The following is a 13439-nucleotide window of genomic DNA, read 5'->3' as shown; positions in this document are numbered from 1 at the left end:
AGGAAGAAATCCTTCCCAGCCAGTCCACGGAAACGTAGCATCTGGCATGGCGGCAGTGTCCTTGTTGTGTTGCTTGGTCGCACAAACAACTTAACTCGGTGCACTGTCCGCCCATACCTATTTCACTTTAATCCGCGATGAACCATAAAAAAGGCCCTACGCTATTGCGTAAGGCCTTGAAAAATATGGTACGCCCGAGAGGATTCGAACCTCTGACCTTTGCCTCCGGAGGGCAACGCTCTATCCAGCTGAGCTACGGGCGCAAAACGTTTACTTCACATAGGGGTGTTGTGTAGCGCCACCACCTGACAGCGCGTTGCGCTGTTAACGCTCCCGGCGTTCACCGGTCCGACGAATTGCCCTGCAGTAATCCGCGGTTCGCCGGGGGAAGCATGCTTCCCTGTTTCCGGCTACGCCCCGCCGTTCTTTGCAGAAGAAGGAAGGCTACGAGCGTAAAGCTTGAAGAACTTGGGGTTCAATGGGCGCGAATGATAGCGGGTTGTGGCGGTCTCGTCCATGGATTGAGTGCATCCTGTGGTGTGATCGTTATAATCGGCGCGTCGGGAGTGCGTCCCGGTATCTGAACATGAGCAGGCTGTCTCTTTGCGGGTTTCCGGCAGTACTGTTTTCCCGACGAGCCCGTGCCCGTCCTGTGCCAATGTGGCGGGTGGGCCTGTGTGTTGGAGAAAGCAGGATGAATCTCTATTGGGTGGTGTTGCTGCTGGCGGTGATTGTGGAAATCGCCTGGGCTATGAGTCTCAAATGGATTCAGCTAAACCCCGGGGTGCTCTCTATTGGCACTTCACTGGTGCTTACCGGCCTGAACATGTTGATGCTGTCCTATGCCATGCGGGGTATTCCCGTGGGCACGGCATACGCTATCTGGACCGGATTGGGCGCGGTGGGCATTACCCTGATCGGCATTGTGTTTTTCAAGGATCCAGCCAATGCGTCACGGCTCGCTTTCATGCTATTGATCGTGGTAGGGGTTGTTGGGCTGAAGTTGACCAGCGGTCCCGCCTAAAAGCGGTGCGAGTGGGGCAAAGATTGGACGTGGCGGTTGTTTTGGTGTCGAATCGAGCGTTCGGGCATTTTACAATCTTTTCCCGTTAGCTCGTTGATACATCGGTACCCTTTGCGAGCAGATATTTTTGCGAGCAGATGTTGGCTTGCAGCAGATGGAGTTTAACCGTGCGCATTGCTTATCTCGAAGATGATATGGCTCAAGCAGAGCTAGTCACTCATTGGCTTAAAGAAGCTGGCCATAATTGTATCCACATGGGCAGTGGCCGTGAGTTCATGTCCTTGTTGCGTCGCGACACCTTTGACATTCTGGTGCTAGATTGGGAAGTGCCGGACATGAATGGTTACGCTGTGTTGGAAGAAGTGCGTGCCAGTGGCAACCGCACCCCTGTGTTGTTTGCGACGCAGCGTGATGACGAGTCATCCATTGTTGGTGCACTCTCCCAAGGGGCGGATGATTATATGGTAAAGCCGACCAAGCAAGCGGAATTGCTGGCCCGTATTAGCGCTCTCGGGCGCCGGGCAGGGGTATCGGAAATGGATGAAGAAACTGCCCTGAGTGTGGGGCCCTGGACCGTGGACCGGTCCCGGCGTCAGATCCTGCTGGATGAAGACGCGATCAAGTTGACAGACAAAGACTACGAGCTGGCCTGCTATTTGTTCCAAAATGTAGGCAAGCTGATGAGCCGGGCGCACCTTTTAGAGAAAGTCTGGGGTATCATGACCCCGATCGAATCGCGCACCGTTGACGTGCATATCAGCCGGATTCGACGTAGCCTGCAGATTCGCCCTGAACGGGGCTATCGAATTAAAACGGTGTACCAGCACGGGTATCGTCTGGAGCCGATCGAAGACTAAGGACACATCTATGAGGGTCTGGTTGAGCACAGTAATGCTGCTTTGCCTGCTATCAACGGCCTGGGCCGAGGACGATTGGCAATACACTTTGGGCCCTGGTGATTCTCTCTGGAAAGTCTACCAACAGTTTGCCCAGTCGCCGCAAACCTGTTGGGGTGAATTGTCCCGTTACAACGGTCTCGACAGCCCCTATTCTCTGCGCCCGGGCGATACCCTGAAGCTATCTATCAGCAGGCTTAAGAAAAAGCCCATTCCTGACACCGTCGGTGCAATCACCGATGGAGTCATGCTGTATCCAGCCAAGGGAAGCGAGCCTCGTCAGTTAAACAATATCGATGCGCCTGCTCTGGAAGTGAGTGCGTTGCAAGAGCGCTGGCAGGCAGTAAATGTACTCCCCACCCCGCCGCCAGAGTTCGCCCCGAAGAGCCGGTGCCAGGAAAAGAATTACACTGGCATTTATGGGCTTTCGGGGGGGGCGCCGCGTTGCTGCTGGCCCGGTAATTCATGCGCGCTCGTCTGAGGCCGGATCAACGTCGTTATCTGGCAGAGCATGTGTCGGTGCTGTGCTTGGTGGTGGGGCTGTGCGCGCTGCTGACCATCAGCGGTGCGCTCTCTTTTGTCGATCGTTATATCTACGACAATTTGCTGCAAACCCTTCCGGATAAACCCTCCCAAGACGTGGTGATTGTCGGGATCGATGAGTACAGCTTGCGTGAAATTGGCCGGTGGCCCTGGGACAGGAAGGTCCATGCCCAGCTGATTAATCAGCTAACGGACATGGGCGCCCGTGCCGTGCTTATGGATCTGATACTCTCCGAACCTGACCGTAATAATCCAGATTCCGATCTGGCATTGGTGCAGGCCATGGCAGCCAATGGGCATGTATATCTGCCGGTACATGTAGAGCAACTGCGTGCGGGTGGCCAGTTGATCGAAGTGCTGCCCTATTCGCCATTTGCCCGTGCCGCGGCTGGGTTGGGGCATGTGGATTTGGAGCTGGATACCGATGGTGTGGCGCGTTCTGTGTATATGCGCTCGGGGATTGGTCAGGCGTGGTGGCCCCATATTACCCAGACCTTACTGGTGCAGGAAGGCATTCTTTCCGAGCAGGCGTTTCCGGCCGATAAAGAAGAAACGTTTTCCGGGCTGGCCAATGTGCGGAGCTACCACCGCCATATTCCTTACGTTAGTGGCCCCAACAGTTATCCGCAGGTTTCCGCCGTTGAGCTGCTGGACAACCTGATCCCCGAGCAATTAATCCGCGACAAGATTGTGCTGATTGGTGCTACGGGGGCGGGGCTGGGCGATATGTTACCCACGCCTATGGCCGACAACGGCGAGCTGATGGCGGGAGTAGAGATCAATGCGAATCTGCTGGATGCCTTGCGCTCTGACCGTCTGATCCGCGATCTGGGAGTCTCCAGTGCCTTGGTGTTGGGCGTAATGCTGGCTTTGCTAGCGCCACTGCTGATGCCTTATGTATTGCCGCGCTGGAGTATGCCGCTGGTCTTTGCGGTGTTTTTGCTGTGCTTGCTGGTTAGCATGGCCACACTGATCTCCCTTCGTCTGTGGTTTCCTCCGACTGCCGCCATGGCATCGGCCCTCATGGCCTACCCCCTGTGGACGTGGCGGCGATTGGAATACTCCCTGTCCTATATGCGCAATGCGTTGGAACGATTGTCAGAATACAGCGACCTGAACCAACGGCTGACGCAGCCATCTTCGCTGGCACAAATGGGACGTATGCTGGAGCAGGTGCTGCCGGTACGTTCCTGGCGCCTGTTGGGTGGGGAGAAGCCTCTGCGTGGCGGCGATAGCCTGCCGGCGGCCACCTGGAAAGGCGCATTGGCTCGCCAGTACCGGTTCCGCCACGAAGGTCGCCGCTATGAGCTGGATTTGGTCTGGAACCAGGCGCTAGACCTGGATACCTATGATTACTGGGTGCGAGCCATGCTGGTTCGCACCCGTACCCAGGCTCCTAATGTGGGGCCACGTTATGAGGTGCTGGAAAAGCATATCGAGCGATTACGCCGTGAGGAAGAGCGGCAAGAAGCGTTAACCCGTTTCTTTCAGGTGACCCTGGCGCAAATCCGCGAGGGGGTGGTGATTGCAGATGCCTGCGGAGTGATTGTTTACGCCAACCCGCAGGCTGCCTTTTTGCTGGGGCTAGAGGTGGGTGCTCTGGACTCTGGCCAGCCAATGGTGACTGACTTGAACCGCGAGCTGGAGCTGCGCGAGCATAGCTGGAATGAGCTGCTGTGTCGGACGGTTGGTGAGGGGCGCACTCAGATTGAATGCCGTAATCGGCAGGGGACTGACTTATATCTGGATATGCTGCTGGTTCATGCAGGTGATAATCCGGGCAGGATGATGATCATTTCATTCAAGGACATCAGCGACGTGAAACAGGCCATGCGGGCGCGCTCGGAAATGCTGGATTTCCTCTCCCATGATCTGCGTTCGCCCATGGTGTCGGTGCTTGCGCTGACCGAAAAAATGCGCCACAGCGGCGATCACGAAAGCCTGCCCGCCTTCCTGAGCAACGTAGAACACTACGCTCAGCGCAACCTGAATATTGCAGAACAGTTCCTGCAGCTGGCCCGAGTAGAAGCGGTAGAATCCGTGGAAATGAACGAACAGGATATGCTTGATGTGGTCGAAAGTGCTATCGATCAAGTGAATATTCAGGCTCAACAGCGCGATATAACCTTGCGCTTCTCCTACGACCCTGATCAGGACGTTTGGGTGCTGGGTAACAACGAGTTGCTGGAGCGACTGGTCGTCAATTTGCTCACGAATGCGGTGAAATACAGCCACGAGGGCAGTTCCGTAGACGTGACCCTGTATGCGAATGGTGAGCGGGTAGCCTGCGATGTGCGTGATCGTGGTGTGGGGATTCCGCTGGAATTCCAGGAGCGGTTGTTCGATCGCTTTAGCCGAGCCAGTAGCAGTGGTGGTGCACGTACCCGGGGGGCCGGTATGGGGCTGCGTTTTGTCAAGGTCGTCACCGAGCGCCATGGCGGCGAAATCAGGGTTCACAGTAAGGTTAACGAGGGCAGCCGTTTTATTTTGCTGTTGCCACGCATTGAGCTTGCTTGATATTCCTGCGAAAAGAGGCAGAGGGGGCCACCAAGCGCTTTTTGCAATGGCCGTATTATTTCTCGAAAGGGGTGCAATTTTGAGATGGAAGCCGCTCTGCAGTCGCGGAGTCTCGGGCCGGCATCCGGCGTTAAGTATCCGGTGTAACATCAAGCGTTTTGTCCCTAGGCCTTGAGCGGGTATAATCGCCAGCCGCAGCGCCCATTAAGAGGCCGTTCAGGGCTTCCCGCGGCGAATCACAGAGAATTAGAGGTGTAATCGTGAAAAAGATGCTGACCGCCAGCCTGGTACTGGTCGCTACCCTGTTTGCCGCCGGTAGCGTGGCTGCCAAGAGCACCAAGGAAATCTCTCCCCACCCGCTGGGCGAACGCTCAGTCTTTAGTGATCGCGCCATCGAAGAGCGCATTAAGCCGGTGGGTTCTGTGTGCGTGGAAGGCGATGAGTGCGGTAGCGCGGCTGCTCCGGCGGAAGAAGTGGCCAGTGGCCCTCGTTCCGGTGAGCAGGTCTACAACGCGTCCTGTGCCGCCTGTCACGGCACCGGTGCTGCTGGCGCCCCGAAAATGGGTGACGCCGCTTCCTGGGCTCCGCACATCGCCAAAGGTGAAGCCACCATGCTCAAGAATGCCATCAATGGTATTAACGCCATGCCCCCGAAAGGGATGTGCATGGACTGTTCTGACGATGAACTCAAAGCAGCCATCGAATATATGGTTAGCAAGAGCCAATAACCTTGCAGCGACACCGTTGGTTGTTAATCGCAATAGTGCTGTCAGCCGTAGGGCTGGCAGCCTGTTCCGACGACAGCGCCCCGGACGCCACTACCGCCAAGGCGGCAGTGCGTGACGGGGCGCAGTTGTATCGGCAGTACTGTGTGACCTGTCACGGCTCTGGCGCCTTGGGCGCTCCCGGCGTAGGCAAGGAGCATCGACTTTACTGGTCTCACGAAATCGAAGAAGACGGTTTTGATACCCTGGTTCAGGAAGCCATCAATGGCTTCAACTCGATGCCGCCTCGCGGTGGCTGCTTTGACTGTAGCGACGACGAAATTCGCAGCACCGTGATCTATATGCTGCACAAAAGTGGGGCAAAGTAAGAATAAGAGACCTCGCAAGTGACATGCTTCACGCAACAAAGCGAAATAATTTTTCTGTCTTACAATGCAAAGAACGTGCTCGTGTTGCCGTGTCAGTGCCGCGTTACCTAATCCAGTAACGCCCGAAGATTAGCAATGCTGGCTTCGGCCACTTCCGCTTCTTTGGCTTCATCTTTCTGAATGCCGATGCCCAGATAGTCGATGTCATCTTGCGGCATTTCATCCACGAAGCGGCTGGCGGTGGTGTCGATTCGCTCGCCGTATTGTTTGCGCGTTAGCGCCTGGGTCATGGCCAGGGTTTCTCGGGCGCGGGTGATGCCCACGTACATGAGGCGGCGCTCTTCGACGATGTTGTCTTCTTCAATGCTGGTGCGGTGGGGCAGGAACTCTTCTTCCACCCCCATCATGTAGACGTGGGGAAATTCCAGACCCTTGGAGGCGTGCAGGGTCATCAGTTGCACCCGGTCGGAGTCGTCTTCTTCCTGCTGCTGTTCGAGCATGTCCAGTAGCACCAGCTTCTTGATCACCGATTCCAGATCGCTGGCGCCTTCTTCGTCGTCTTCCTGTTTTTCCAGCATGCGCTCAATGCTGCGTACCAGTTGCCAGATGTTCTCGATGTTCTTTTCCCCGATGCGCGGGCTGGAGGCGTTCTGCATCAACCAGCCTTCATAATCCATGTCGGTGATGAGTTCTTGTACCGCCTGCAAGCTGTTCTGGCCGAAGCAGAATTGCCGCTTGGCATCCAGCCAGGCCTTGAACTTTTGCAGCTTCTCGGCGGCTTTCGGATTCATGACTTCGCTGAGCGCAAAGTCATCACAGACGTGATACAGACCCTGCTCGCGCTTGAGTGCCCAGGTGGCCAGTTTTTCCAGTGTGGCGGGGCCAATTTCCCGGCGTGGCGTGTTGATGATACGAAGGAAAGCGTTGTCGTCATCCGGATTGACCAGCAGGCGCAGGTAGCACATCAGGTCTTTAATTTCGCTGCGGGAGAAGAAACTTTTGCCGCCGGATACCTTGTAGGGAATCGACAGACTTTGCAGTTTCATTTCCAAAATACGCGATTGGAAATTGCCACGGTAAAGTACGGCAAAGTCTTTCCACTGCAACCCTTTCTGTAGGCGACGGTGAAAGATGTCGCTGGCGATCCATTCGGTTTCAGCCTCTTCATCGCGTAGTGCAGAAAAGCGGATCGGTTCGCCGTAACCATAATCGGACCACAGGCTTTTTTCGAATTCGTGGGGATTGTTGGCGATGACAGTGTTGGCGGCTTTAAGAATGCGCCCGGTGGAACGGTAATTCTGTTCCAGCTTCACCACCTTCAGGGTCGGCCAGTCTTCCTGTAGCTGCGCCAGGTTTTCCGGACGGGCGCCGCGCCAGGCATAGATGGACTGGTCGTCATCGCCCACCACGGTGAATTTGCCCTCCGGCAGGGTGAGCATTTTCACCATTTCATACTGAGCACCGTTGGTATCCTGGTATTCATCCACCAGCAGGTACTGAATACGGTTGCGCCACTTTTCCAGAATGCGTGGCTGCTCGCGGAACATGCGCGCCGGCATCAGGATCAGGTCGTCGAAGTCCACCGCATTACACACCCGCAGCATACGATCATAGCCACTGTAGGCCATGGCTGCGCGCAGGTCTTCGTCGGTTTCGGCAGTGCTCACTGCTTGTTCGGGTAGCACCAGGGCGTTTTTCCAGCTGGAAATGCGTTTGTGGATCACATCCACCGCATCCAGGTCCCGTTCCGATTCACCTTGGCGAAGAATTTCCTTGAGGATTTCCTTACTGTCCGCGCCGTCCAGAATGGAGAAACCGTTGCGCAGGTCGCAGGCTTTTAACTCGGATTTGAGGATGCGCAAGCCCAGGTTATGGAAGGTGGAAACAATCAGTCCCCGGGTCAGGTCACGGCTGACCAGCTGTTGCACCCGCTCTTTCATCTCCCGGGAAGCCTTGTTGGTAAAGGTCACCGCCGCAATATGGCGTGCCGGAATGCCTCGCTCCTGGATCAGCCAAGCGATCTTGCGGGTGATCACGCTGGTTTTGCCGGAGCCCGCACCGGCCAGTACTAACAGGGGGCCGTCCGCGTAGTCCACGGCTTCCTGCTGGCGGGGGTTAAGCTTGCTCATAGGGCTCCGGTAAATCTGGGCGGGAATCGGACCGCTATGATACCAGTGATGCCCTCGCGGCACCTTATGTCGGTTATCATGGCGGTTTTACTGGTAACGGTTTTTTGCCCATGCGTCTGGACTATTTTCTTGCCCACAGTGCCGGCCTGACTCGCAAGGAGGCCAAGCAGCTGATCAGCCGTGGTGCGGTGACGGTGGAGGGGGAGGCCAAGCCCAAAGCCAATTTGCAGTTGCGCCCGGATCAGGCGGTGACCGTTCACGGTGAGCGGGTGCAGCCGCCGGGACACCGTTACCTGATGCTCCACAAGCCTGTGGATGTGGTCTGCTCCACGGAGGATCCTGGCCACCGCACAGTGCTGGATTTGCTGCCACCAGAACTGCGCACTCAGGTGCATCCGGCTGGCCGGCTGGACCGGGATACCACCGGCCTAGTGCTGCTAACCTCCGATGGGCAGTGGTCCCATCGGCTTACCTCTCCCAACCATGCCTGTGGCAAGCGTTACCGGGTGCAGTGTGCGTACCCGGTCAATGATAAGGATATGCAGGCGCTGCGTGAGGGCGTTCTGCTACGCGGGGAAGACAAGCCTACTTTGCCAGCACAGGTGGAACGGTTGGATGAGGCTTGCTTGCTGCTGACCATTCGGGAAGGGCGTTACCATCAGGTTAAACGCATGTTGGCCGCCTGTGGTAACAAGGTGCTTGGGTTGCACCGGGAACAGATCGGCGAGATTCAGCTGGATGCTGCCCTGGCGCCGGGGGAATATCGCGCGCTGACTGAGGACGAGGTCGCGAGTATCTGACGTTATTTTTGCTGGTGCACCGGCAGTGCACTGATAGGTAAAGCGAAAAGTTGGAGATCCCTTCCCGCGTTTTTATTCTTGGCGCCTCTTAGCGCCAAGTCCCAAGCCTTTATCTCAACTGCCCACGCAACGTTATTACGTCCACGGCGCTCAATGTTTAGCGGGTCCACTAGGCTGCGGGCATCGTTGTACGCCCACGGCGTCTGGTAGCCCCCCCAAGGCGGTTCATCACCATAATGGCCGTAATGCGGGTGATGATAATGCTGCCCAGGGGCAGGGAGTATAGGCCGTGCAGTGGGCGTGCCGTGAAGGTGGCGCGGCCGAGGCCCTTCGTTGCTACATCACAAAGGGTGCGGGCATTATCGGTGCCGAACCTGGTGGGTGTAAGTAGGTGAACCCGTTGTCTCGCGTTGCCCTTGGATATCTGCGATAGGGATATTTACAGCAAAGGGATTGTCAGAGAGACAGAGAAGGGCTGTCGCGAACTGCAAGGCTAGATAGCTTTCGGTCATTTTCGGACAGGTGGAAAAGTGGCGTATAATGGCTCCATGAACCGCTATCGTTTTATTCAGCTTGATCCGGGCACTGGTCGTTCGCCGGTGCCGGTGAACTACGTTCGCAATCTGCTCGAACTGATCAGCGAGGTGGGGGTGGACACCCGGCGTTTACTGCGTGAGGTGGGGCTCACCGAAGAGGCTGTGTATAACCCGGAACCGACACTGCGTTTTGAGCAGTTCCGCCAAGTGATGGTGGGGGCCCGGGAAATGACCGGCAACCCGGCGTTGGGTCTGGTGTTGGGTCAACAGCTCACGCTCACAGCCCACGGCCTACTGGGCTATGCAGCTATCAGCAGTGTGGATCTGGGTGATGCTTTGCGTTTGCTGGAGCGTTATTTCCGGACTCGTACTCGCTTGTGTGTGCCGCGCATCGAGTCCTCTACCGAGGGGGTTCGTTTCTGCCTTCTGGAAAGTGTGCTATTGGGCGATATTCGCGAAACCTACCTGGAAGTGGTGGTTGCGGCAGTCGTGGGGGGGATTCGCTACCTGCTGGGTGAGCGTTTCCGCGGTGCCGTACTGGAGCTGCCCTACGCGCCGCCGGCCCATGCAGACCGCTACCGCGAGCTGCTGGAGATGCCGGTGGAGTTTGGTGCTGAGGTGGCCGCCCTGCGGTTGCCGCATTCCTTGCTCAACGAGCCGTTCACCTTGTCCGACCCGGCATCGCGGCACATGGCTGCGCAGAAATGCGAACAAGAGCTTCGGCGTCTGGAAGCGGACCAGGACTGGGCTAGCCGGGTGCATGCACGCTTGATGCAGGCAGAAGGTATGTTGCCCAGCCTGGAGCAGCTGGCGGGTAATTTTCATGTCACCTCGCGGACCCTGCGCCGTTATTTGAATGCCCTTGGTGTGAGCTACCGTTCCCTGTTGGAGGAAGTGCGTATGACTAAAGCCATGGCGTACCTGAAGGCGAACATTACCGTGCAACAGGTCGCCAGCCGCTTGGGATACGCGGACCCCAGCAACTTTGCCCGTGCCTTCCGTAAATGGACCGGCCACCCACCGAGTCATTTCCAGCCTTAACGCCTCCAGTGGCGAGCTTCAGCAACAATACGAAGCGGGTGGTGAGTAAGGCTCAGCCATGCCCGCCCCACGCCATCATCGTTTGTGATATGCCGTGGGCACGGCGTTCCACATGATGGGGGGCAGCCCAGAGTTGTTGTTTAGAGCTTTCCTCATCTGGCAATCCCGGCGCCATAGCGCTAGTGTTCCCGTCCGTGTCAGCAAGAAAACAACCCATGAGTCATCACGAACCCGTTCTGCTGGTTTCCCGGCATAACCACCCCCGAGGCAGTTGTCAGCGTGGGCGCATGCAGCGTCAGCGGTTGATTCATCGTGCTTCCTATGTGGTGGTGACAGATCTAGCAGGAAGGGTATGCGTGCAGAAACGGGCAGCGGACAAGCACTTTTATCCCGGTGGCTGGGATTTGGCCGCCGGTGGGGTAATGCGCCCGGATGAAAGTGTGGCTCAAGGGTTGTCGCGAGAGTTGCACGAAGAGTTGGGTCTGCAACGCCAGTTTTCTTGCTGGCAATGGTTCTGGTTTGCCAATCCTCACCACCGAGTCTGGGGCGCCCTGTCCTCAACGGTAGCCTGCCCTGAGGCTGTGTCCCTCAGTGACGAAGTGGTTGCCGTACAGTGGCTGCCAGCCGGGGAAGCGCTGGCGTTGCCCGGTGCCACTCCGGATACTCACCACGCGCTGTCCTTGCTGTTGTCATCGTCCTCCTGAGCGTTTTCGTCCTTGTGGCCCGGTGTATGGCTGGATAGGTTTTTTGTATCAACAGGGAGAGCTTTATGACTCAGCGATTCAGTGTGCGCGGTAAACGTATTCTCATCACCGGGGCCTCCAGCGGCTTTGGCGCCCATTTTGCCAGGGCTCTGGCCGAAGAAGGCGCAGACCTCGTCCTGGCCGCTCGTCGTGTAGATAAATTGGAAGATGCCGCCAAGGCCGTGCGTGAACTGGGCCGAGACGCCATCGTGGTGCCCATGGATGTAAGCGATCACGCTAGCGTCGAGGCGGCTTTTGGCTGCATGCCGGCACTGGATGTGGTGGTGAATAATGCCGGCGTCTCCCACGAAGGCCCCCCCGAGAATATCGCCGAAAGTGAGTGGGATCGAGTGATCGATACCAATCTGAAAGGCGTCTGGGCGGTCTCCAAATTTGCCATTCAGCAATGGCAACGCGATGAGCGTCCAGGCAGCATCGTGAATATCGCGTCCATTCTTGGCTTGCGGGTAGGTGGCCGTGTGGCGGCCTATACCGCCTCCAAGGCAGCGGTGGTTCAGCTCACCAAATCCCTGGCGCTAGATTGTGCGCGCTACAACATTCGCTGCAATGCCATTTGTCCTGGGTATGTGGAAACCGATATCAATCGCGATTTCTTTAGCAGCCCGCAGGCGGAGAAAATGCTTAAGCGTATTCCTTTTCGTCGGTTGGGCAATATCGATGAACTGGTTGGTCCGCTGTTATTGCTGGCCTCGGACGCGTCCTCTTACATGAGTGGTGCCATCATCGCCGTAGACGGTGGCCACCTTTGTACTACTCTTTAATGCTCGCTTACCGTTAGCCGTGGGCAACCGTCGTTGCGGGTAAAGCGGCGCTTTTTTCAATCAGTAGCAAGGAATGATCATGGATTTTTCCCTGGGTCAGGAACTGGAAAGCTTGCGCCAGCGCGTGGCCATCTTTGTAGAAGCGGAAATCATGCCGCTAGAAAACGACAAGACCAATTACGACGGCCATGAAAACTTCAAGGAAAGTGTTGTCGATGCTCTGCGCGACAAAGCCAAAGCTGCGGGCTTGTGGGGTTTTCAGTTACCGAAAGAACGCGGTGGCCTGGGTGTGAACGTGTCAGGCATGGCGGTGCTGTATGAAGAGGCCGCCCGCAGCCCGTTTGGGCCGGTTGTGTTTAACTGCGCACCGCCGGACGACGGCACCATGATTATGCTGAACAAGATTCTCAATAATGAACAAAAAGAGCGTTGGTTGCAGCCGATGATCGACGGCAAGGTACGCTCCGCTTTTGCCATGACCGAACCCGAAGGTGGCTGCGGTTCAGACCCTTCGTTGACCTACACCTCGGCGACCAAGGACGGTGATAACTGGATCATCAAGGGGCGCAAATGGTTTATCACAGGCGCGGAAGGCGCGCAGACGTTTATCCTGATAGCCAAGACCAGCGATGACCCACGCAAGGGGCTTACTGCGTTTTTATTCGATGCGGATCAGCCCGGTTGGGAAGTGGTACGTCGCATTCCCATCATGGGGCCGGAGGAACACGGCGGCCACTGCGAATTGAAATTCGATGGCTTGGTCATCCCAGATAAAAACCGTTTACTGGACGTGGGCGATGGTTTGAAAGTCACCCAGATTCGGCTTGGCACGGCGCGGCTGACCCACTGCATGCGCTGGCTGGGGTTGGCCAAGCGTTGCATGGAAGAAGCGGCCCGTTATGTAGAAAACCGCATGAGCTTCGGCACCACCCTTGCTGAACACGAAGGCGTGCAATGGATGCTGGGCGACGTGGCCAAGGAAATCGAAGTGGGCCGCCTGTTAACCATGCAAGCGGCCTGGAGGCTGGATCAGGGAGACTTTGCCAAGAAAGAAATTGCCATGGCAAAAATTCATGTGGCGGACACCTTACATAAAGCGGCGGATACGGCGATTCAATTATGTGGAGCCCGCGGTTATTCCAAGGATACGTTACTGGAGTGGATCTATCGCTACGCTCGCCAGGCGCGCCTGGTAGATGGCGCTAGCGAAGTGCACAAAATGGTGCTGTCGCGCCTGTATTTGAATGAGAAGCGTGATTTCTTTAAGTGGCGAGTGTAGGGCTGCTGTGTATTTGCTATGCGCGTCGCTGGCGGTTGTGGCGTTGTGGTTAACCA

General features: G+C 56.7%; 12 protein-coding genes and 1 tRNA gene. 11 read left to right on the top strand and 2 right to left on the bottom strand.

Annotated features, from left to right (window positions below; genetic code table 11):
- Positions 1-186: 186 nt before the first annotated feature.
- Positions 187-263: transfer RNA gene (locus tag ABNH10_RS16040), tRNA-Arg, on the bottom strand.
- A 431-nt stretch (positions 264-694) separates the two neighbouring features.
- Between ABNH10_RS16040 and ABNH10_RS16035 the strand changes: the two genes are divergently transcribed.
- The 6 genes from ABNH10_RS16035 to ABNH10_RS16010 all read left to right on the top strand — a co-directional run bounded on the left by ABNH10_RS16035 (position 695) and on the right by ABNH10_RS16010 (position 6073).
- The gene (locus tag ABNH10_RS16035) at positions 695-1024 is read left to right on the top strand and encodes a DMT family transporter (RefSeq protein ID WP_349386857.1); all 330 of its coding nucleotides are present in this window, start codon (positions 695-697) and stop codon (positions 1022-1024) included.
- A gap of 167 nt (positions 1025-1191) precedes the next feature.
- Positions 1192-1881, top strand: coding sequence for a response regulator transcription factor (locus ABNH10_RS16030; RefSeq protein ID WP_349386856.1), 690 nt, complete (start codon positions 1192-1194; stop codon positions 1879-1881).
- A gap of 10 nt (positions 1882-1891) precedes the next feature.
- Positions 1892-2401: a LysM peptidoglycan-binding domain-containing protein gene (locus ABNH10_RS16025; RefSeq protein WP_349386855.1), complete on the top strand. Its 510-nt coding sequence runs from the start codon at positions 1892-1894 to the stop codon at positions 2399-2401.
- Positions 2386-4980: a CHASE2 domain-containing protein gene (locus tag ABNH10_RS16020; protein ID WP_349386854.1), complete on the top strand. Its 2595-nt coding sequence runs from the start codon at positions 2386-2388 to the stop codon at positions 4978-4980. Before ABNH10_RS16025 ends, ABNH10_RS16020 begins: the two co-directional genes overlap by 16 nt.
- 269 nt (positions 4981-5249) lie before the next feature.
- A complete protein-coding gene (locus ABNH10_RS16015) occupies positions 5250-5708 on the top strand; it encodes a c-type cytochrome (protein WP_349386860.1) in 459 nt (152 codons plus the stop codon).
- A gap of 2 nt (positions 5709-5710) precedes the next feature.
- Positions 5711-6073: a c-type cytochrome gene (locus ABNH10_RS16010; protein WP_349386853.1), complete on the top strand. Its 363-nt coding sequence runs from the start codon at positions 5711-5713 to the stop codon at positions 6071-6073.
- Positions 6074-6180: 107 nt separating this feature from the next.
- Here the strand turns inward: ABNH10_RS16010 and rep are convergent, their stop codons facing one another.
- Positions 6181-8202, bottom strand: a complete 2022-nt coding sequence (gene rep / locus ABNH10_RS16005) for a DNA helicase Rep (RefSeq protein WP_349386852.1) — start codon at positions 8200-8202, stop codon at positions 6181-6183.
- Between the two features lie 110 nt (positions 8203-8312).
- On the opposite strand from rep, the gene ABNH10_RS16000 reads away from it, so the two are divergent.
- The 5 genes from ABNH10_RS16000 (at position 8313) to ABNH10_RS15980 (ending at position 13383) form a co-directional block, all read left to right on the top strand.
- The gene (locus ABNH10_RS16000) at positions 8313-9002 is read left to right on the top strand and encodes a pseudouridine synthase (protein WP_349386851.1); all 690 of its coding nucleotides are present in this window, start codon (positions 8313-8315) and stop codon (positions 9000-9002) included.
- A gap of 530 nt (positions 9003-9532) precedes the next feature.
- Positions 9533-10579 carry an AraC family transcriptional regulator gene (locus ABNH10_RS15995; RefSeq protein WP_349386850.1) on the top strand — a complete coding sequence of 349 codons (1047 nt, stop codon included), beginning with the start codon at positions 9533-9535 and terminating at the stop codon, positions 10577-10579.
- Positions 10580-10794: 215 nt separating this feature from the next.
- The gene (locus ABNH10_RS15990) at positions 10795-11283 is read left to right on the top strand and encodes an NUDIX hydrolase (protein WP_349386849.1); all 489 of its coding nucleotides are present in this window, start codon (positions 10795-10797) and stop codon (positions 11281-11283) included.
- 65 nt (positions 11284-11348) lie between these two features.
- Positions 11349-12104: an SDR family NAD(P)-dependent oxidoreductase gene (locus tag ABNH10_RS15985; RefSeq protein ID WP_349386848.1), complete on the top strand. Its 756-nt coding sequence runs from the start codon at positions 11349-11351 to the stop codon at positions 12102-12104.
- Positions 12105-12183: 79 nt separating this feature from the next.
- Positions 12184-13383: an acyl-CoA dehydrogenase family protein gene (locus tag ABNH10_RS15980; protein ID WP_349386847.1), complete on the top strand. Its 1200-nt coding sequence runs from the start codon at positions 12184-12186 to the stop codon at positions 13381-13383.
- The last annotated feature ends 56 nt before the right edge of the window (positions 13384-13439 follow it).

Origin of the sequence: Alcanivorax sp. (genome assembly GCF_040119285.1) — a bacterium.
Taxonomy (GTDB): Bacteria; Pseudomonadota; Gammaproteobacteria; order Pseudomonadales; family Alcanivoracaceae; genus Alcanivorax.
The sequence above is the reverse complement of the archived record's forward strand: the minus strand, read 5'-3'. Positions and strand labels throughout refer to the sequence as shown.